The organism is Haloferula chungangensis (assembly GCF_042664875.1).
Classification (GTDB): domain Bacteria; phylum Verrucomicrobiota; class Verrucomicrobiia; order Verrucomicrobiales; family Akkermansiaceae; genus Haloferula; species Haloferula chungangensis.
Window position 1 is genome coordinate 54528 of sequence record NZ_JBHTBS010000009.1, and the last position, 20697, is coordinate 75224.

Annotated in this window: 12 protein-coding genes; 2 read left to right on the forward strand and 10 right to left on the reverse strand. The window is 57.9% G+C overall.

What is annotated here, in order from left to right:
• Nucleotides 1-8: 8 nt before the first annotated feature.
• Nucleotides 9-1970, forward strand: coding sequence for a sensor histidine kinase (locus ACFQY0_RS16080; protein ID WP_379714408.1), 1962 nt, complete (start codon nt 9-11; stop codon nt 1968-1970).
• Nucleotides 1971-2000: 30 nt separating this feature from the next.
• The gene (locus ACFQY0_RS16085; RefSeq protein WP_379714411.1) at nt 2001-2648 is read left to right on the forward strand and encodes a response regulator; all 648 of its coding nucleotides are present in this window, start codon (nt 2001-2003) and stop codon (nt 2646-2648) included.
• Nucleotides 2649-2744: 96 nt separating this feature from the next.
• On the opposite strand, the gene ACFQY0_RS16090 is transcribed toward ACFQY0_RS16085, so the two are convergent.
• The 10 genes from ACFQY0_RS16090 to ACFQY0_RS16135 all read right to left on the reverse strand — a co-directional run bounded on the left by ACFQY0_RS16090 (nt 2745) and on the right by ACFQY0_RS16135 (nt 20645).
• Entirely contained in the window at nt 2745-3395 is a 651-nt protein-coding gene (locus ACFQY0_RS16090; RefSeq protein ID WP_379714414.1) for a hypothetical protein, read from the reverse strand.
• A 68-nt stretch (nt 3396-3463) separates the two neighbouring features.
• A complete protein-coding gene (locus tag ACFQY0_RS16095; RefSeq protein ID WP_379714416.1) occupies nt 3464-6874 on the reverse strand; it encodes a hypothetical protein in 3411 nt (1136 codons plus the stop codon).
• Between the two features lie 654 nt (nt 6875-7528).
• On the reverse strand, nt 7529-10018 hold the full coding sequence (locus ACFQY0_RS16100; RefSeq protein ID WP_379714419.1) for a glycoside hydrolase family 95 protein: 2490 nt from the start codon (nt 10016-10018) through the stop codon (nt 7529-7531).
• A gap of 61 nt (nt 10019-10079) precedes the next feature.
• Complete coding sequence (locus ACFQY0_RS16105) at nt 10080-11630, reverse strand: sulfatase family protein (RefSeq protein WP_379714422.1); 1551 nt, start codon at nt 11628-11630, stop codon at nt 10080-10082.
• A 28-nt stretch (nt 11631-11658) separates the two neighbouring features.
• A complete protein-coding gene (locus ACFQY0_RS16110; protein ID WP_379714425.1) occupies nt 11659-13107 on the reverse strand; it encodes a sulfatase-like hydrolase/transferase in 1449 nt (482 codons plus the stop codon).
• Between the two features lie 73 nt (nt 13108-13180).
• Nucleotides 13181-14644: a sulfatase family protein gene (locus tag ACFQY0_RS16115; RefSeq protein ID WP_379714428.1), complete on the reverse strand. Its 1464-nt coding sequence runs from the start codon at nt 14642-14644 to the stop codon at nt 13181-13183.
• Between the two features lie 31 nt (nt 14645-14675).
• Entirely contained in the window at nt 14676-16448 is a 1773-nt protein-coding gene (locus ACFQY0_RS16120; protein WP_379714431.1) for an arylsulfatase, read from the reverse strand.
• Nucleotides 16449-16470: 22 nt separating this feature from the next.
• Entirely contained in the window at nt 16471-18048 is a 1578-nt protein-coding gene (locus ACFQY0_RS16125; RefSeq protein ID WP_379714434.1) for a hypothetical protein, read from the reverse strand.
• Between the two features lie 156 nt (nt 18049-18204).
• Nucleotides 18205-19806, reverse strand: a complete 1602-nt coding sequence (locus tag ACFQY0_RS16130; RefSeq protein WP_379714437.1) for an alpha-L-fucosidase — start codon at nt 19804-19806, stop codon at nt 18205-18207.
• A 116-nt stretch (nt 19807-19922) separates the two neighbouring features.
• Nucleotides 19923-20645, reverse strand: a complete 723-nt coding sequence (locus ACFQY0_RS16135; RefSeq protein WP_379714440.1) for a PEP-CTERM sorting domain-containing protein — start codon at nt 20643-20645, stop codon at nt 19923-19925.
• Nucleotides 20646-20697: the final 52 nt, after the last annotated feature.

A 20697-nucleotide genomic window follows, 5' to 3' on the forward strand; every position in this document is an offset into this window, starting at 1 on the left:
AAAGACGCATGTCTCTCGTAAGGAACCGTTGGATCTCGTTCCTGATAGCAGCTCTCCTCTCCCACAACGACGTGGGAGCAGGGCAGGAGGGCGATCTTGGCACCCACTCATTGCAGGCCCTTGAAAAGCGGCTAGGGGAGATCGATGCCGAGCTCAGTCATCTCGCCCATGACAGCCTGCGCGGCGGGGTTGGGTCGATCGGCTACCGCTCCAAACCTCACCCGACTCCCAGCGCCGAAGAGTGGGTGGAGATCAGTTTTGATCGGGCCTATCCCATCGATGAAGTCATCCTGGTCCCCACACTCTGGCGGGACTCGAACGAGGGCTTTCAGGCCGACGGCTTTCCCGAGGGTTTCCGGATCATCGCGGGTAGTGGAAGCCGCGAGGAGGGTGTCGTCATCGCGAGCTACGACGGCACGGACCATCTGCTTCCGAGGATTGCTCCGGTGGTGGTTCCCATCGACGGCTTTACCGCCTCCTGGCTGCGGGTTGAGGCGAGCCAGCTGACTCGTCGCGCATTTGATGACAGCTTCATCTTCCAGCTTTCGGAGCTCATGGTTTTCAGTGGTTCGCGGAACGTCGCGCTGCGTCGGCCAGCGAGGTCCTTCTCAAATCATGGAAGAGATCTCAGTCACGCCTGGGATTTGCAGTTTCTCGTCGATGGTCACATTCCCTACCTGATGGCTGCTGCTCAAGGTGAGCCAAGCGTGTCTTACATTGCCTCGGTGCAGAAGCACTCGGCGTTGATCGTTGATCTGGGCGAAGTAGTTCCGCTTTCGGGCATCAGTCTGCATGCCGTCGACCAGAGCGACACGGTTCCCCAGGCATATTCCGGCAATCTCGGGATTCCGCCGAAGTTGTTGATTGAAGGTGCCACCAAGCCCGATTTTTCCGATGCCGTCGTTCTGCTTTCCGAAGATCTTGGTGAGTTCACCGACACGAGCCCGATCAACATGTGGCGGCTGTCGGATCCTCTGTGCCGCTACGTCCGGATCAGCACTCCTGACGAGGCAACTCGTGCTCGCTTCGGCTTCGCCGAGATTGAGATTTTCTCAGGAGACAGGAACGTTGCCTTGCACCGAAGTGTGGTTCCGAACGTGCAGCCGGTGCAGGAGGTCGAAGGCACCAAGCGATTCCTGTCGTCCCTGACCGACGGTCGCAATCTATACGGCGAAATCCTCTCCATCCGCGAGTGGATGAACCAGCTGGCGCGTCGCCACGATCTTGAAACGGAGCGTCCGCTGATTGTGGCGGAGCTGAACCGTCGCTATGCGCGACAGAAGCGGAATCTTCAGATCATGAGTTGGGTCGCAGCACTGCTGGCTGTTGGAGTGGCCTTCATTATTCTCATCGACCGAATGCTGCGCATGCGTCAGACCGCGAAGATGCGGGAGCGCTTCGCCGCTGATTTGCACGACGAGCTCGGAGCAAACATCCACACCATCGGCTTGCTCGGTGATTTGGCCAGGGATGCGAACTCGCGCGAGGAACTCATCGAATTGCTCGACCGATCGAGAATGTTCACCGAGCGCAGCGGATTCATCATTCGCAACTGGGCGAAGAGGCTGGAAGCCCGCGGTCTGTGTGAGGATCTGGTCAACGACATGAAAGTGGCCTCTGCCAGCCTACTTGCGGACCTTGATCATGAATTTTCGATCGAGGGCGAGGAGCATCTCGAAAAGCTCAGTCCGCGCAAACGGATTTACATCTTCCTTTTCTACAAGGAATGCTTGAGCAACATCCTTCGTCATTCCGGTGCCACAAGCGTCGTCACTCGCTTGAAGTCGACGCGCAGCGACTTGACACTTGAGGTTTCCGACAACGGCATTGGGCTTGAGGGCGAGGTGCCACGTTCTCTCAAGCGACGAGCCCGACTGCTCCGAGCAAATGCTTGGAACGAGAAGTCGACGGATTCCGGAACCTGCATCACCTTGCATCTCAGAATCCCCCGGCTTCTCGGATTTCCATGAAGTTGATCCCTAGGAAAAACCCACCGTATCATGAAAGAACCCATCAAAGTCATGCTTGTTGAAGACCACGCAGGTTACCGCGAGGTCATCACCCGCACCCTGGATTCCGCTGGGAACATCCAGTTGCTCAGCCAGTTCGGAACGGCCGAGATCGCGCTGCGGAACCTGCAGAGCTCCAAGCGTGCGGATGTTCCCGATCTCGTGCTTCTCGATCTGAATCTGCCCGGGATTTCCGGACTCGAGGCGATTCCCTGGTTTCTCGATTATGCTCCCGAGATCAAGATCATCGTTCTGACCCAGTCCGATAAAGAAGCCGATATCCTGAGCGCCGTGTCGCAGGGGGCTTGTGGCTACCTGTTGAAGTCATCGACTGCGGCTCAGATCAAGGATGCCATCGTGACCGTGGCGAATGGCGGGGCGACCATCGACCCCAGCGTGGCGAAATTCATTCTGAACACCTTGGCAACGCGGTCCCCGAAACCTGAAAAATCGCTGTCGGCGCGCGAAATGGAAATCCTCCAGCTGCTCGGCGAAGGGTTGGTGAAAAAGGAGATCGCCGAGCGCCTTGAGATTGCGGTGACCACGGTGGCCTACCACATCAAGCACATCTACGAGAAACTTGGAGTCCAGAACGCCCCCGCAGCCGTCGCCAAGGGCTACAAGTCCGGACTTCTCTAGCAGGCTGACGAAGCTTCCCGCGGCGTCCGTGCCGGTGAGTCGTCGCCCGCTGGGCGGCAGTGTGGGAGACAGGGCCGCGGAAAGCCGAGAGGACTGTTAGAAATCCCGGATCGGCGCGCTGTAGTAGGTTGCGTAGTGGGGAGGTGGCTTCGGTAGAACAAAGAGGACCTTGCGGATGTTGTCATCATGGCCCCACATCTGTTTGATGAAACGTTGGGGTTTCTCGCCCTTCTTGATCTGGGCGTAGAGGATCGCCGGGTAATAACCATCCTTGGCGGAGGGGCTCTTGACGATCTGGACTGATCTTGGTTTGAGATCGAGCTCTTTGTTGCCGAGGGTTCCGCCGATGCGGATGGTCGAGAGGTTCATCATGTAGATGCTTCCGGGACCGAAGACATTGTCACTGGCATCGATGGCCATGAGTTTGATCGGCATCGCCGCGTTGGACTTGTCTTCCTGTACCAGCAGCAGAACCTTGCTCCAGTTCTCTGAAATCGCGACTGATGGGGCGTTCTTCGGTGGTTTGGCTCCTTCTTCCAGGGCACTTGGGAGAAAGCTCAGATTGAGGTTTCCGTCCGGAATTTCGAAGCTTTCCGAGAAGTTGTCCCGTGGCAGCTCCGTTTCAGCGAGCATCTTGCCGGCTCCGTAGACGGAAGCTTTCTTGGGAGCGTTCACCGGTGCATGGAAGTAGAGAATGCGAACGGGACGCTCGGCATGCAGTATTCCTGTAAGCAGGCTGATCATCATGGCGATGATCCAAGGGCGAGAAATGTGATGGATAGACATATGGGGTGAGTCGTGGTGGCGGAGGGCGTTCAGACTTCGTCGGGATGGAGCCAGCGGAAGCTGACGATTTCGAAGACCCTGCCGAAGCGTTGATTCGCGGAAGAGTTGAGGGTGCTTTCCGAAGGAAGGGTGTACTTGTCATCTCCTCCATTGGACGAGCTGTCGACGTATTCGGCCTTCCGCTGCACGACGGCTTCGCACCAGGCTCTGCTGATAATTTTATTCGAGCCCGGCTCGCGGGCATCCCCGTAGGCGCGGATGGTAAAGGTGTCATCCCGTGCGGAAAGAACTCCACTGATCGAGCGCAGGACATCGGCCTGACGGGTCCAGCCGGGAAATCCATAGGCCATGTTTCCCTTTGCCGCCTCAGGGAAAGGGTAGTCGAGAGAAGAGCCGATCACGTCGGTGGATGAGGCCTGGCTCGAGAAATTTGCCTGAAGTTCGCTATAGGGGTTCTCGCTGGATGAACCTTCCGAGAGACGAAGGAGCGCGGATTCGACCGCTCCAGCGCGGGCGAGTTCGATATCGTTCGATAGCTGGCGATTGAAGAATTCGGATAGCGAGAGGAAGGGGCCACGCTCCTTGATTTCGACGACGATTTCCCGGGCGAGAGCCTCGATTTCCTTGTCGGTGAAGTCGTGGGGCTGGGACAACAGGCTGCCACCACCCAGACCGCCGGCACTGGGGTCGGAACTGAGGGTGGTGCGCGGGAAGGGGCTGCCGCCGTAGGAATTCAAGCTGGCGCGCGCGGCGGAATTGCCGGGAGTCGAATCATCCAGCGTGAGCACGTTCGCATTGCCGGAACCAAAATGCCTTTTGAGGAGCATTTGCCAGGCAAGCTCGGAGGTGGAGTTGATGTTGAACATGCCCTCAACTTCCAGTTCCGCGGCGACTTTCTCCCAGGCGTCGGACTGTCGTATGAAATCAGAGGCCGCCGAGGATGCTTCGGATGAATCCAAGGGAGTCGCAGGTTTGTAGTAGTGATTGGGGAGGGGTTCCTGGCCGCTCAGGTGATCGGCGTAGACGTCCTCCATGCTGCGGTCTTCCCTGGCGGACCATTCCCGGGTCTCCGGGGCGACCGAGGAGACGAACCAGTCGTCCAACAGCACATGATTGATCGCATAACTATGGTCATGGCCGATCTCGGTGCCACCGCTGCCCGAGACGCGGATCCTGTCGCTTTCGATGAAGGGGCTGGGGCGGCTGTTTCCAAAGGCGTTGAGGGTGTAGGGGCCCGAGTCATCACAGGCGTTGACGTTGAAATGCTGCAAATCTCCAAGCGTGCGGAGGGGTCGGGTCGGCAGCTCCAACAAGACCAGATTGGAGAGTCCGTCACTGGAATTGAATCCGCTACCGAGATAGCCTTCCAGATCGTTGATGATTCCGCTGGGCATGCCCGGATCGCTTGGATCGTTCACGGCGAACAGCTGGATGTTATAGGGAAACACATCAAAGCGTCCCTTGAGGTCGGTGGCGCTGGTTCGGTCGGTCCCGTTGACCATGAAACCCACGGTGGGGTTCATGTTGTGAATTCCGTTGACCTCGATGTCGTTGCGATCCGGATTGCTGTCGCGTCCGAAGCGCAGGCCGCTGATGGCGCAGACAATCGGCTGGGGCGTGCTTGCCAGACTCGAGAGTGACGAGGAGGTCGTGGCGGTCAGTCTGATTTCTTCTCCCAGCATGTGCTTGGAGTCTTCCTTATCGAGCATGCACTGGACGTTGGTCGTGCTGTTGTTTGAACCTCCCCCCATTTTATGAGTGAAGTACAGGCCGACTCCCTCGACGTTCGGGCCTTCGAAGGTGGCGTCCAGAGTTGCCCGACCGACGGAGAACTGGGTGCTCGAGGGCTGGGATGCCAGGACCGGACGGATCTTGTTTTTCCCGCTGCCTTGCCAGGTGGTGGTGTCCCTGAGCCGATAGCGACGACCACTGTCGGGACGGTAGCCAGCTTTGAATGCGATGGGTCTTCCGACATCCAGGGTTTGCGCCCCGCCGCCCTCCGGCGAGTAGACCCTGACCTCGCCGGGCAGCCATAAGGGCGGGTCATTGACTGGAATATTTGCCTGCACGTTGTACTGGTTCCTCTCTCCGGACCCTGCCGCCAACATGGCAAGATCCTGAGTATAGGACTTCCCGCCGAGCCTGAATTCGAAATTGATCGGACAAGCAGCGTCGCTGAGCCTGAGGGGCATGTTGTCGCGATTACTCATGTCGAGGGCGACATTGTAAGGATTCCAGAGGGTGATGACGGGATTCACCTGGACACTGGGGAAGGACTTGCCTGCGGCGGTGGAATCGGGTTCGGCGGTGAGGGCAATGACCAGGTGGACCCGAGCGAGCACCGGGATCCTGCGGACCTGATCCGCCCAGTTTGGGTGGACGGCTTCCGTGGCATTCATGATCCGCGCAACCTCGCGGCCGGAGGTCGTGAGTTGCTTGTACTGGGTGGCGTAATCGACGAGGGCCGCCCAACTCACACAGTCGGGAAATGCCATCGATGGCGTCCAGTCATTAACCCAGGGATAGATCAGCGGGAGTTGTGAGCTGCGGGCGGTTGTATTGGACTTGCCGGCTTGGACGACCTTCCCGGGGCTCAGTGTGAAGGAGGAAAAGCCTTGGGGAACGCGGTTCCAATTCTCGGCGAGCAGGGAGAGGTCACGACGCCATCCGCCATTGGCGGTATTCGTCAGCAAGCCTCGGGAGAAGGTGCTGACATCGTGAAAATACTGGGAGGGCTTCTCGGACGGTTGTTTTGAGAAAAAATCCAAAGAGCTTCGGGAGATCGCTTTGTCGATTTCCGTAAGATCGTCGATGCTAAAGGCCGAGCCGTCCGGGCCGGGAGAGACGAGCATTTGCTCGCTGGTTTCAAAACTTCCGTTCGGTTCTACAATCGGCTTGAGACGGGCCTTGGTGTTGTCGCCTGAGATCCACCAGGCATAGGCCCCACCGCTTTCCATCTCCGTCGGCGTGACGTGGACTTCCAGATTCGGCTCGGTTCCGACGCTTCCTTCAGAGAGGAGTGCCACGGTATTCGCAACCTCCTTGAGATCGGCAGGAGAATCCGCTCCGGCTTCGCCCGCTTCTCCCGAAACAAGCCAGCCGAGAAACCTGCCACCACTGGTCGATGAGAGATCGCCCTCCTGGAGCTTCGCATCATAATCCGGGCTGATCGGCCGACCGGTTCTTTGATCATGATCGAGACCCTCCCAGGAGCGCCAGACGCCATGAAGTTGCCGGGGACCATTGACGCTGGCCACAGCCGAGGCAGGCGCCGTAACCCGGGCGTCGGGACCGGTCATGAGCTGCAATTGCGACAAGGCCATCTGAAGTGAGAGCCGCGCGTTCGCCTGGGCAATGGCTTGACTGTTCGACTTCGTGCCGCGGAGCGAGATGGAGCTGAGGCTCAGCAGGCCCAAGGCTAGCAGCACGAGGACTGTCATTAAGGAAATGGTGACAAGAAGCGCGAATCCGCGTGGTTGGCGGGCAGAGGACGAAGGCCGTCTCCTGGAGATGGTGGGTTTGTTTTGCATACTCACGTCGTGGCAAAGCCGTTGGTGATTTTCGTTGTTTGGGTTTGGAAAAATCCCTGACTGACGGGACCGGCGAAAACACCGGAACCCCCAGAAAAAGACTCATCATATGTAAATACGTCCGATTGATACGAAACGTTAACGAAAAACACGTTGCATGCCGGAGGAAGTCTCCAGGTCTTCCGAGCTATGAGCCCGCCGGGGGCAAGAACCGGGTGAGGCGGAGCGGGAAATCCGTTGAAACGAGGGGGCAGCAGGTCCCAGAGCGATCAAGCTCGGGAGAAAGCCGGTTCCATCTGAATCTTTTCGGACCAAGATGGATAGGATCCCCCGTCGCCAAGGCTATGGCGGGACAGGTGGGTAGGATTTTGAAATCATGGTCCTCGGTTCAGGCTAGAATTGAGGTTTAACCATGAGGATCATCAAGGTCGTCGAATCTCGTTGCCTTCATCCTAACGATCCCATCCCTCCTTGGACCCATTCCTTTCGTGGCTTGATCGCCCTGCAGCAGGTCCCCATCGCTCAGGAAAGGGCGGGGCTGATGCGGGTCAATTGCCACAGATCCTAGCGCTTCGCAGGCCAGGGGAGCGAGGCGCCCTTTTCGAGCTGAATCTCGTCGCTCAGCTCGCCCTCATGGTAGACGCGGAATTTGCTGTCGCGAGTCGCGCGGAAGAGCGCTTGGGTGAGCTTGCCCTCGTCCCAGGAAATATCAACTTCGAGACCGCCTCGAGCACGCAGGCCCATGACCTTGCCCTTCGCCCATTCCGAGGGCAAAGCGGGCAGTAGGTGAAGGATATAGGGCGCATCGACCAGCCTTTCATCCGGCACGACCGGAACGAAATGTTTCGGGTTCTGCGGGCTTTGCTTGTAAGCGACAAAGGCTGCCTTTCCGATCGTCTCGGCGGCGGGATCGACGCTCCGAAGATGGCTTTGGAGGAGCATCTCGCAGACCCCAGCGCCGCCGCCAAAGTTGCCATCGATCTGGAATGGTGGATGGAAATCGAAGAGGTTGGCGTAGGCCCGCTTCGAGGTGAGAAATTGGTAGATCTTGTGGGCCCGGTCGCCGTTGTGAAGCCGTGCCCAGAAATTGGTCTTCCAGCCCGTGCTCCAACCGGTCGATTCGTCGCCGCGGTGTGCCATCGTGATGAGTGCCGCGTCGTTGAGCGCCGGCGTCGTGAGCGGCGAGATGTCGCGCCCCGGGTGCAGGGCGATCAGATGGGAAATGTGGCGATGTTTGTTTTTCGGATCATCGCGGTCGTCGGGCCATTCCTGAAGCTGGCCGTGCTTGCCGATCTTTTGCGGGCTGAGTTTCGGGATCATTTCCTGAAGCTCCTTCCGGAATTCCTCATCCACGCCGAGGAGGTATGAGGCCTCAATGCAATCGGTGAAGAGTCCGAGGATCAACTGCTGGTCCCAGGCCGCACCCCAGGCTTGCTTGTTCAGCTTGCCCTTTCCGTAGTTGTTCTCCGGTGACCAGGTGGGAAACACAACCAGCGTGCCGTCTTTCCACGGTGCCAGATGGGCCACGAAGAATTCGGCCGCGCCCTTCATGATCGGGTAGGCTTCTTCAAGAAACTTCCGGTCACCACCAAAAGCGTAGTGCTCGAACAGGTGCTGGCTCAGCCAGTGTCCCGCCTGCTGCGCGCGACGGCCATGCTCGTTCTGCGCGGTGAAACCGAACACGTTTCCGTTGAGCCCCATGCTCCATCCCTGATCGATTCCGAAAGTCGTGCGGGCGGTGTGTCTTCCCGATTCCGAAATCACCTTCATGTAGTCGAAATACGGGCTGAAGGATTCCGGCAAGTTGGCCGTTTCCACCATCCAGTAGTTCATCGTCAGGTTGATGTCGGTGTGGTAGTCGCAGTTCCATGCCGGCTGGAGGCTGGCGTTCCAGAGCCCCTGCAGGTTCGAGGGAACCGGCGCGCCGCGCGAGCAGCTGATCTGAAGGTATCGGGAGAAGTTGAAATAAAGGTTCTCGAGCTCACGACTCGCTTTCTTGACGAGTTTGTCGGTCGTGACACCGGAGGGCTTGAAGTCGAGCTCGAGGCGGCAGCGTTCCATCAGCTCGGTGACGTCGGCGACATGCGCCTTTCTAACAGCATCATAGCCCAGGGTGGTGGCGGCGTTGATTGCCTTGTCGCAGTCGCCGCGATAGTCACGACCCTTGAAGGTCGGATAGTTGGGCAGATAGTCGGTATGGCCTGCGAGAAAGATCCGCACATCGCTGGCACCGGAGACCTTCACCGAACCATCGGGCTGGGCGCTCACTTCGCCATCCGCAGCCTCGATCTGGACGAGCTGCATGAACTCCATGTTGTCCTCGACCATGGAAGCCTCGCCCAGCAGGGAAATACGGCCGTTCTCGGCCGTCACTTTGCTGTCCTTGTGAAAGGTATTAGCGCTGATCGTCAGATCGAGCCGAGCTCCATCCGCGGTGTAGCGCATCGCCACGACATCGTGGGGGAAGCTGCAGAAATACTCGCGGGTGAAGTCGCCGCCATCCAGTGAGTAGCTGACGTTTCCCACGCCATTCCGGGCATCGAGTGAGCGCTTGTAGTTCTTTGCCTTGCTGGCGTCGTGCCCGGTCGAAATGACCAGGTTGGCAAAGGGCGCGTAGTTGCCCAGCGGCTCCTTCGAGCTGAGATATTTGGTGGAAATGCCCTCCATGCTCTCCGGGCCTGATCCCATTTTTTCCTGACGGTATGTCTCCCGCACTTTCTCGAAGTCTTCGGGACTTACCTTGCGCGCCGATGACTGGGCCGCCTCATCCTGACCCCGCTTGGTGTTCATCCAGAGCGTGATGTCGTTGAGCATCAGCTGCTCTTCCGCGATGCCGCCGGAAAACATCGCGCCGAGTCGACCATTTCCCAAGGGAAGGGCCGTCTTGATGAAATTGGGCTCCTTGTTCTTGCCGTCGGACTTGATCAAGTCATTGGCGGCCGGGCTGTCGTAGTGAAGCACGAAACGTTCGTCGGCTGCCACCGGTGCAATGGCATGCAGGGCAAACACCCCGAAGATGGAGATCACTAATGGCTTTTTCAGGAGCTGATTCATGGCAAGAAAAGAGGGATGAGGGCGGACGACGAAGTAGGACTCGATCCGACAAACAATAGCTTCAGTTTCCGCTCTTCCAGAGTTTGATGTTGTCGACGTCGTTTTTGGAGTCCTTGCCTTTGACGGAGGATCCGGCTTCGACGTATTCGGTCAGCTGGGCAAGCAATCGCTCGGCCGTTTCAGCGTTTGATGTGTAGAGGTTGTTCTGTTCGCCCGGGTCGGCGTCGAGGTCGTAAAGCTGAGCTTTCGGCAAGCCCTGTTTCTTTGCTTGAGCTTCCTTCGGTGCCATCCAGCCACCTGATCCGTAGGCCAGGATGAATTTATGCTTTCCTTCACGATAGGAAAAGTGGCCGCTGACGCTGTGGCTGACGATGCCCTTTCTTGAGAAGTCCGTCTCTTCTCCCTTGAAGATCGGCAGGATGCTCTCGCTATCCTCAGCGGCATTTTTCGGCAGCTCCTTGTCGAGGAGGTCGGCACAGGTTGCCATCAGGTCGACCTGGCAGACAAGGTCGTCGGACACGCTGCCCGGCTTGATCACTTTCGGCCATTTCACGAGGAAGGGCACGCGGTGACCACCCTCCCAGATGTCAGCCTTGGCACCGCGAAATTGGGCGCTGGCGAAGTGACCGTGGCTTTCCAGGTTCTTGAAGTTCCCGCGCGGCGAGCAGCCGTTGTCGCTGGTGACGATAACGATCGTGTTTTCGGAAATTCCCTTGCCATCGAGCGCCTTGACGACTTGGCCGACCACATCGTCGGTCTGCATCACGAAGTCCGCGTAATCACCCATGCCGCTTTTTCCCTGCCACTTCTTCGTCGGAACGATTGGCGTGTGCGGGGAGGGCAGGGGCATGTAGATGAAGAATGGCTTGTCGCTTTCGTATTCACCGATGAACTCAACGGTTTCTTCCGTAAGCTTGACGAGCACCTCGATGGCTTCAAAGTCCTCGCTTGCCGGGCCATCACGGTGGAATGCCTTCACGTGGGTGCCTTCCCCGATCCAGTTGCGTTTGCGGATCCAGACGTATGGAGGGAAGTCGAGTGAAGCGGTGATACCAAACCAGGATTCGAATCCCAGGTCAACCGGGCCACCCTTGATCTCGCCCTTCCAATCGATGTTGGAGAGTTCAGCCGGGGGAAAGGCGCCTTTGCCCTTCTTTGCTTTCAAGCCTGCGCCTGCCTTTGCCTTCTTCCCGTCGGTGGTCGCAATGCCAAGCCCCAGATGCCACTTTCCGATCATCGCGGTGGTGTAACCGTTGTCCTTGAGGAAGCTGGGGACGGTCATGCGGTCTGTCGGGATCAGCGGTTCCCCGTAACCGTCGAGCACGCTGCTTTGAAGCTTCGTTCGCCAGTTGTAGCGACCTGTTAGGATGCTGTAACGAGTAGGGGTGCACACGGAAGAGGTCGTATGGGCGTCGGTGAAGGTCATGCCTTGCGCGGCGACCTTGTCCATGTTTGGAGTCGCGATCTTGCCGCGCTCCGGGTTGAGGCACTGAACGTCGCCATAGCCGAGGTCGTCGGCGAGAATGAAGACGATGTTGGGCAAGGATTCCGCGCTGGCCTGCGCGAGGCTTCCAAGGACGAGGCTGAGGATGACATGTGAAAGTTTCTTCATGGGTTTTTGTCTATCTGAGTTTCGACTTTTAGGGAGTGGCCTCCGAGTGGAGCTCGGCGGTTTTTGCACGGAGCTTTCCTAACAATTCCGCGTATTCCGGATTTGAAACAAGGTTGTTCTGTTCGAGGGGATCCGCTTCCAAGTCATAGAGCTCCTCGATCACCGGATGGTGCTCGAAGTATTTGAAATACTTGTAGCGATCCGTGCGCACACCGCGGGAACGATACGAGCGATTGTTTGCAATGATCTCATCGTTCAGGGCCTTGGCCTTCTTCGGATTGTTCTGGACCTTGAAAATCTCCTGAATGAAGAAATTTTCCATAAGCACCGAGTCCCGCCACTTGCCGGTGTCCTGAGTGCCGTCCAACAGGCCCTTCAAATCCTGCCCCTTCATCGCTTTCGGCACCTCCACCCCGGCCAAAGAGAGCATGGTGGGGGCGAGGTCGGCGGACGAAACCATCGCATCGACGCGCCGGCCGCGGTCCTCCTTGCCGGATCTGCCGTCGAAGATGATCAGCGGTTCCTTCATGGCTTCATCGTAAAGAATCGCCTTGTCGTAGATCCCATGCGAGCCATGGAAGCGTCCGTTGTCGCTGGTGTAGATGATGATGGTGTTGTCCATCACGCCCATCTCTTCGAGCTTTTCGACCAGCCGGCCGACCTGCTGGTCGACGGTGTAAGCTTGCACGGCAAATCGACGCGCCAGCTTCTGATAGAGTTCGGGCGTCGAAGTCCGGTCCATGTGCAGGTAGGTGCCTCGGCAATGGTCCAGCACCTTGGGGAGCTGCGTGTTCTTCCCTTCAACCCAATTCCCGGGAACCCACATCTGCTTGTCCTCGAAAAGCTTCACGTGCGGGCCATACATGTCGCTGTCGCGATCGTTTTTCACCGCATCAAAGCTGACAGAAAGGCAGAATGGCTGAGTTTTCGGCTGGGTTTCGAGAAAGCGGATCATGGCATCGCCCTTGATCAGGGTGCGTTCCTTGGGATCGCGGTCTTTTCGATAAATCTTCTGAAGCTCCTCGTCGTCTTTCGGGAAGTGCGGTCCATGCTTGCTGGTGGTGGAGATGCCCGCAAAGAAATCGAAGTGCTCGGCGACGGTCTTCGACATGCTTTCCAATCGAATCCCGAACTTTCCGATGAAGCCGGTTCGATATCCCGCGTCTCTCAATCGGGCAGGGTAGCTGTCGGCAAACTCTTCCTTGGGGAGGGTGCGATTGTAGGGGTAGGTGAATCCCACCTTGTGGTCCGAAAAGTAGCGACCGGTAAACATCGTCGTGCGACTCGGCATGCAGATCGCCACGGCGTAATAAGCATTGTCGAACACCACCGCTTGCTCGGCGAGCTTGTCGATGTTCGGAGTCAGCACGTCGGTCCTCCCATAACATCCCAGCGTGTCCCATCGCTGGTCGTCGGTCATCAGGAACACGATGTTCGGCTTTTCCGGATCCGCATGGACGCCGGTGGCCGAAATCATCAAGAAGGCTATCGTCAGGATTTGTCTGATCGGCATCGGTAAGGTTGTTCGGGAGGTCGCTCGATTTGGCGTGTTACTTCTGCCCACTCTTCCAGAGCGTGATGTCTGTCACGTCGTTCTTTGCGGCGGGGCCTTCGGTGCTTCGTCCGCGTGTCACATCCTCTTCGAGTTGTGCGAGCAAGCGGGCGGACACTTCCGGTTGGGACTCGTAGAGGTTGGTGGTTTCTCCCGGGTCCGCTTCCATGTCGTAGAGTTGGGCGACCGGCGCACCCTGCTTCGTGGCCTCGTTTTCCTTCGGACTGGTCCAGCCACCGGAACCCCGAGCGAGCAGCAATTTCCATTTTCCCTGGCGGTAGCCGAAATGGCCGCTGATCGAATGATGAATCACGCCTTCGCGCGTGGAGACGATGGGTTGACCCGCCAATGCAGGCAGGAAACTCACACTGTCTTCCGCGGCCTTTTCCGGCAGCGTTTGCTCGAGGATGTCCGCACAGCTTGCAAAGAGGTCGGTGTGGCAGATCAGCTGCTTCGATGTCGATCCCGCCTTGATCTTCCCGGGCCATCTCACCAGGAAGGGGACGCGGTGACCGCCGTCCCACAGGTCGGCCTTGGAACCTCGTAGGTGGGCGCTGGGGTAGTGGCCCATTTTTTCGAGCTTTGGAATGTCAGCCACCTTCGAGCAACCATTGTCCGCCGTAAAAACCACCAGAGTATTTTCGGCAAAGCCATTGCGATCCAGGGCTTCGAGGATTTGGCGCACTCCGTCGTCGGTTTGCATCACGAAATCGGCGTAATCATTGAGGCCGCTGCGGCCCTTCCACTCCTGCGTCGGAACAATCGGTGAATGCGGGGATCCATAGGGGACGTAGAGAAAGAAGGGCTGGTCCTTCGCTTCGGCACGCCCATCGATGTACTCGACCGCCTTGCGGGTCAGCCGCGGCAACATGTGGATTTCGTCCTCATGGGCGATCACCTTGTCGTTCTCGATCACCCCCTTCATGTCGCCGGCGTGATGGAAGCCGTGAAAATAGTCGAAGCCACGGTTTACCGGGCCATCGGGAATCCTGCTCCCGACCGGTGCAAGCCCACCTTTCTTGCCTTTTCGCTTCAGGATCTCGCCACTCTCAGGGTCGGCATATTGAAAGTTCAGATGCCATTTGCCGATAATCGCGGTGTGGTAGCCCTGCTGCTTCAAAAAGCTGGCGACCGTCGGGCGGTCCTCAGCAATCAAACAGGGAGCAAAGCCCTGCACCACTCCCTTCTGCAGCTTCGTGCGCCAACTGTATCGGCCTGTTAGAAGGCCGTAGCGCGTGGGAGTGCAGACTGCCGACCCCGAATGCGCATCGGTGAACGACATGCCTTCGCGCCCAATGCGATCGATGCCTGGTGTGGGGATTTTTCCCCGATCCGGATTGAGGGACTGCACGTCGCCGTAACCCTGATCATCGGTCATGATGTAAACGATGTTAGGTTTCGCGGATGCAAAACCAAGGCTGGCCATGCCAGCGACCAGGATAGCGAGACTGAGACGATTCATAAACTTGTGAGGAAAAGGGGAGTCGTGGGTTTCAAGGTTGTGGGGCATCCTCCTGTTGCGCCGTGAGCAATTTTACGTCGGTGAAGTAAGCGCCGCCTGCCTTGCCTTGCTTGTCGAAAAGGTAGGTCACCAGTTCGGTCGATCCGGCGGGCAGATCCAACTCGAAGGACACGCCTTTGCTTCCCGGTTCGACCGATGTTTCCCTTTCCTGTCCGGCAATCTCAACTTTCGCGCGCACCGCGACGACGGGTTTGTCCGCCTCTTCCGGCCACTGGCGCAGGGTGATTCGGTAGCGCCCGGCTCTCTTCACATTCACCAACCACGGTCCCGTCACTTTCGGTAGCTTCCTGATGGCACCGAAATTCCATGGCGGGTTGCCCTTTTCCATTTGCCAGTCCTGAGAGCAGAGCACGGTGGGGTTCTGATCCGGGTTGCCGAGGTCGATGCGCACTGGCGTCAGACGTGGAGAAACCCGCTCCCAGAACGGATCGTAGAGCGCTCGCAAACGCTCAACTACTTCAGGGTGCTCGGACGCGACATCGTTTCGCTGGGCCGGATCGGCCTCGATATCGAAAAGATATTGTCCGTCCGAATTCACCAGCCGCCAGCGCTCAGTCATCACTGTCGAAAAGGCGAGGGGACCCGGTGGCATGGCCTTGCCATGAGCACCGCCGTGGTACTGCACCACATGATGCTTTCGCTCCAGCGGCTGTCCCTTGAGCAATGGCTTCAGGGAAACTCCGTCCAGATCATATCCCTCGGAAACCGGAACATCGCAGAGGTCTGCTAGAGTCGGCAGCACATCGATGTGCGCCGCAATGGTCCCGATGTCCTTGCCGCCACTCAAGCCGCCCTTTGGCCAGTGGATGAAAAACGGCACGCGATGACCACCGTCGTAGACCGAGGATTTCTTACCGCGCATCCCGGCGTTGTAACCGACCAGAGCCTCGGAATCCAATCCCTTGAACTTCCCGCCCGCAGAAGTGCCGTTGTCGGTCATGAAGATCAGGATCGTGTTCTCGGCCAGGTCGAGCTCGTCCAGTCGCCGACGCAGGATCCCCATGTTGTGATCGATGTTGGCGATCATTCCGTAAAAGTTCGGATTCGGAACCTGCTTGTTGCCTTGGTAGGGCTTCGCCCACTTCAGAGGAACGTGATAGGGGCCGTGCGGGGCGTTCAGCGCAAGGTAGAGGAAAAAGGGCCGATCCTTGTACGTTTCGACAAATCGAATGCTTTCGCGAAACCAGACATCGGTGCAGCAACCCTCGAATTTCTCGAAGACGCCCTGCTTGTTGTCAGACGTCGCCCGCTCGTAAGTGTCGTCGAAGTAGTCGTTTCCCCAGTAATCCGACGCCTGACCGATCCCGCCGCAACGGTGCCAAAGGACACTTTGGAAGCCGCGGTCCTGAGGTCGGTGCGGCGCGTTGTCGCCAAGGTGCCACTTGCCGACCATGCCAGTCACGTAGCCGGCGTCGGCAAACAGGTTGGCGATCGTTTTCTCATCGGGGTGCATCATCGTGCGCCCCGAGCTGGTGCGGTAGGCGCCCGTCACCCCCGGATGATTTCCCGTCATCAAGGCCGCCCGCGTCGGCGTGCAAAACGGGCTCACATGGAAGTCGGTGAAACGCACCGACTCGGCGTGAAGCTTGTCGAGCTCCGGCGTCTTCAAGATGGGATTCCCATGACAAGCGAGATCGCCATAACCCTGGTCGTCGGTCATCACCAGGATGATATTGGGTTTCTCCTGCCCGACGGCCATGACCGCCAAAGCACCGCTGAGAAGCAGGGTGATCGCTCTGTTCATCGTATTGGGTTCGTGAAGGCTCTTACTCGAAAATCATTTTGATTCCATCCAGTATCGGCTTGGACTCGTTCTCAGTGGTATCGGTGAGTTTGACCTCGAACCGAAACCCATAACCCTCAGGGAGTTCGCTGAGATCCATCGAAGCGGGAGTTTTCGCGACTTGTTTGGCGAAGCCCGGAATGTAGTCGTAGCTTTCCTTCACCTCCTGCCAGTCGCTCCACTGATCGACGGAGCCATCCTTGTCGGTATCCACGCCAACGCGCACTTCCACGCCATCGACCCATGGTCCGGAGCTCACGTAGTCGGTTTTCATTTGGGTCGCCAGATAGAACTGGCCTTCGGCAAACATGATGTCGGGGTCCGGGTGTCCCGAGCCGAGCTTGCCACAAAACTTGAAGGGCTCGTCGATACTGGGCGAAGTGAACCAAGCCACGCTCATCGCCTTCTTGTCTCCGTGGGCGGTGGAGGGATCGAAGTCACAGAAAAGGTAATGCTGGCCACCGATCGAGATCGCCGCCCAATCACCGAAGGCATCCTGAGCCGGCTCATGGATCTCATACTTGGCAAAGGCAGCCATCTTGCCCGGTTGGATGCCATGATAGGTCTTCTTGCCTTCGTAGACCTTGCCGGGGAAATTCTCCGGATCCTCCTTGTGCCAGTGCGGGTGAAGATACTCGGCAAACTTTCCGGTCGGTTCGGTGCGCTCGTCCACTGCGGGATCCACGATCTTGAAATCGCCCGTGCCGTCATCGCTCACCGCATGACCCGCCAGCGGCGAGTCCCAGGCATGACGACTCGCGTCGATCGGGCTCCAGTCTTCGTAGATCAGATGAAATTTTCCGTCGAGATCGCGAATGATCGCGCAATCCGATCCATCCGAGGGGTCCTTGAAGGCCATGCCCATCTTCTTCCCGACCTTTCCATCCGTTAGATCCTCATCGATGATCAGATGCGGGTCCTGGTCGTTCGGGAAGTCATAGTAGAAGTAGGCTTTCCCGTCCGCGACCTCGGCGGTGGTCAGCCATTTGCCCTGCGCATCGGAGACCGGCCCGTGGTGCACCCAGTTCTCCATGTCCCGGCTCTGCCAGGCGTGATAACCGCCCAGTGATTTTTCCAGACCTCCGGGGGCATCGAACTGCTTGGGATCCGAAGTCGTTTTCAGCGGGACATCAAAGCCCTCAAGCTCCGCCACCGCACCGACACCTTCTCCCTTCTTTACCGTGTTTCCATAGCGCCCGAACATCCAGTAGTTGTCCGGTCCCATTTGGAGAAAGACCGGGGCGTCTTTAAGGTTCGATGGCCCGATGTTTTTCACCGGCTGCCAGTTTAACCAAACGGGGGACTGACGGATCGTCACGGCCTTCGCGCGACGCTTCTCAGGAAAGGCTTTCAGACCACTCTTCAATGTCGCCGTCTTGCCGGTCGGCGAAGCCATTCCGTTCTCGATCTTCAGATCATCCTGATTCCCGACCTCCTCGGCCCACTGCTTCTGGGTATCGATGGTCCAAGCATCCGCTGCGATGGAGACTCCTTGCACAGCAAGAAGCAGAGTGGCGGATGCCGCGACAGTTGCTGAATGTCTGACTGATGGGGTGCTCATGAAATGTTCCTCTAAAGATGGTCGGGCGATCGTTTCGAATCGAGCGCGAGTGGTTCCGGAGTTCCCGGAGCGAAGCCTCGTGACTGGGTCCACCCACGCAGGGAAAGTCCTACGGAGCCCCACTGCAGAACTTTCGGAAATGGGCGTCAGCTTCCGCTATTTCCTCTTTCGCCTGGTGTCGCCGTCGTCGTTTCCGTCCAGATCCACCGCTTTGGTTCCGCTCAGCACCTGATCGACATTCTTTTCAACCACATTCGGATGATGCTGCTCTTCGTCGGTGATGATCTCAAACGACCAGGCATACTCGCTCTTTCCAAGATCCGATGGTGGGGAAATCTGAAGACCTTGAGGCGTCATCTCGGACGACACTGCCGCCGCAGACCCCAGCAGGCGTACGGACTTCACCGCTTCCGCCTTCCAGCCGGCTGTTCCGCTGATAAGGAACGCTGCGGTGGGTTTCCGAAGCTTGATGGCGTAGAGCTTGGTCCCCTTGGTGGTGAAGGCGAGATGCTCATCCGCCTGCCCGCTCTCTTTCCAGTATCGCGAGCCATAGATTGCCTCGCCATTGATCGTGAGCCAAGCACCCATCGCCTTCAGTCGCTCGAGCTGCGGTTCGGGAATCGTGCCGTCCGCCTTCGGGCCAATGTTGATCAGAAAGTTCCCATTGCGGCTGATCACCTCGATCATTTCACGAATGATGCTCTCGACGGACTTATACTTGTCGCCCTCCAGATAGCCAAAGGAGGTGCCGAACGTCGTGCAGCTCTGCCATTTTGGTCCGATCACCTTCAGCTTGAGGTTATCTTTTTCGAGGCAGCCGACACCATCCGGCCAGTTGCGGTTGGCACCCTTGTTATTGACGTAGACCTCCGCACCGCGGGCGGCCCCATCGTTCATGAAATCGGTCATCATCAGTCGAACCTGATCATCGAAATACTGAACCTCTGGCTTGGCTTTTCCTCCGCGCACCTTGTTCCCATCCCGCGTATAGATCGGAAAATCATCCATCCACAGGAAGTCCGGCTGATACTTCGTCTGGATCTCTTTCCAGCGCGCCACGTAGTCGTCGACGAACTCCTTGCTGGTGCCGAAGGGACCGTAGAGCGAGGCCGCCTCCGGGACCCGCTTGATTTCCTCGACAATGTCATCCTGGGGAACGGCATCGACGACATATTGCTTCTTCGCGAAAAACGACTGATGGCGCTCGCGATGGTAGGAAGGCGCGTATTTGAGCCCGCGTTTCTTCAACGCCTTGCCGAGATCCCCAACGAGGTCGCGTTTCGGTCCCATGTCTTTCGCGTTCCACGGTGTTAGATCCGAGTCCCAGTTCGCCCAACCGTCGTGGTGTTCCGCGGTCATCACCACATACTTCGCACCGACCTGCTCGAAGAGTTCCGCCCAGCCGTCCGGATCCCACTTCTCTGCCTGGAACTCCGGAATGATGTCCTTGTAACCGAACTCCGGCGGATTCGCGCCCCAGCGCTCCTTCATGTATGGGTAGTAGTGTTTGGGATCGGTGTAGAACATCTTCGGCACGTGCTCCGAATATCCGCGCCCCCCCTTGCGATAGCCAATCACGCTGTAAGGGCCCCAGTGGATGAAAATGCCGACCTTGCCGTCATCAAACCAGGCCGGCACCGGCATCTTCTGCAGCGACTCCCACGAGCCGTCATAGGGTTTCTGGTCCGTCTGCGCGGGAACCAGGGACGTCGAGGAGATGGCGAAGGTGGCAAGCCACGGAAGTAGGTTTCGCTTCATTTGATAGGTTTTGGGAAAGTCGGATTATCGCAACGCGACATAGCAATGTCCCCCCTGAAGTTCTTCACGGCGGGGTTTCGTGAAGAACCAAGGGGATGACCGCCCTAATGACTTGATTACTTACGACGGCGGATCATCAGAGCCACCGCACCAAGTCCGAACAGTGCTGTGCTGGAAGGTTCAGGAACGACGTCGCCAGTGATCACCAAATCGTCGAATCGCATCCGGTCGTTATTGTTATTCTGAGCGGTAAAGGTCAGGGTCCACACGACAGACTTGTCTGTGGAAAAGTCCGCGAAATCAAAGGCTGATCCCGAGTCATCAAGCGGGACACCCTGGACAGGGTCAAAGGTCCCAGCCGCAACCGCCGCCGCCCCGTCGATACTATAGGAGAGATCAATCCTGATATTACCGGAATTCTCCGAAAACTGTCCTGAAAAACTTTCGTAGCTGATCGTTTGGCCGGATGTCCCCGAGGTCGTGAATGACGAACTGTCCGCTATTGTCGTCGAAGTCCTGATGGGAGAGACGTGGTGCGCGCCCAGACTTCCGTTGTAATAGTTGCCTCCAGTAACGGAATTGTTATGGTAGATGAATCCGGTCAGACCGGTCACCTGAAAGCCGGTCAAGGTATCCGGGACGAAAGTGTCAGCGGTTGCGCCGGCTGTTCCTCCCTCAAAATCGAACGAGGCGAGAGTTGCCGCTTGGACGGCGACCGGGAACAGCGTGAGGGCGATGCCTGATAGCAGAGCGCATTTGGTGTGTTGTGGTATCATGGGTTTGTTGGGTTTATTGCCGGTGTTTTCCCGTGGATGGCTCGGCTCGAGCCATTTCAGCATGAGAAGCCTGACAGGTCGGAAGGGATTCCGCCATCCCCTGTTTGGTGGATGG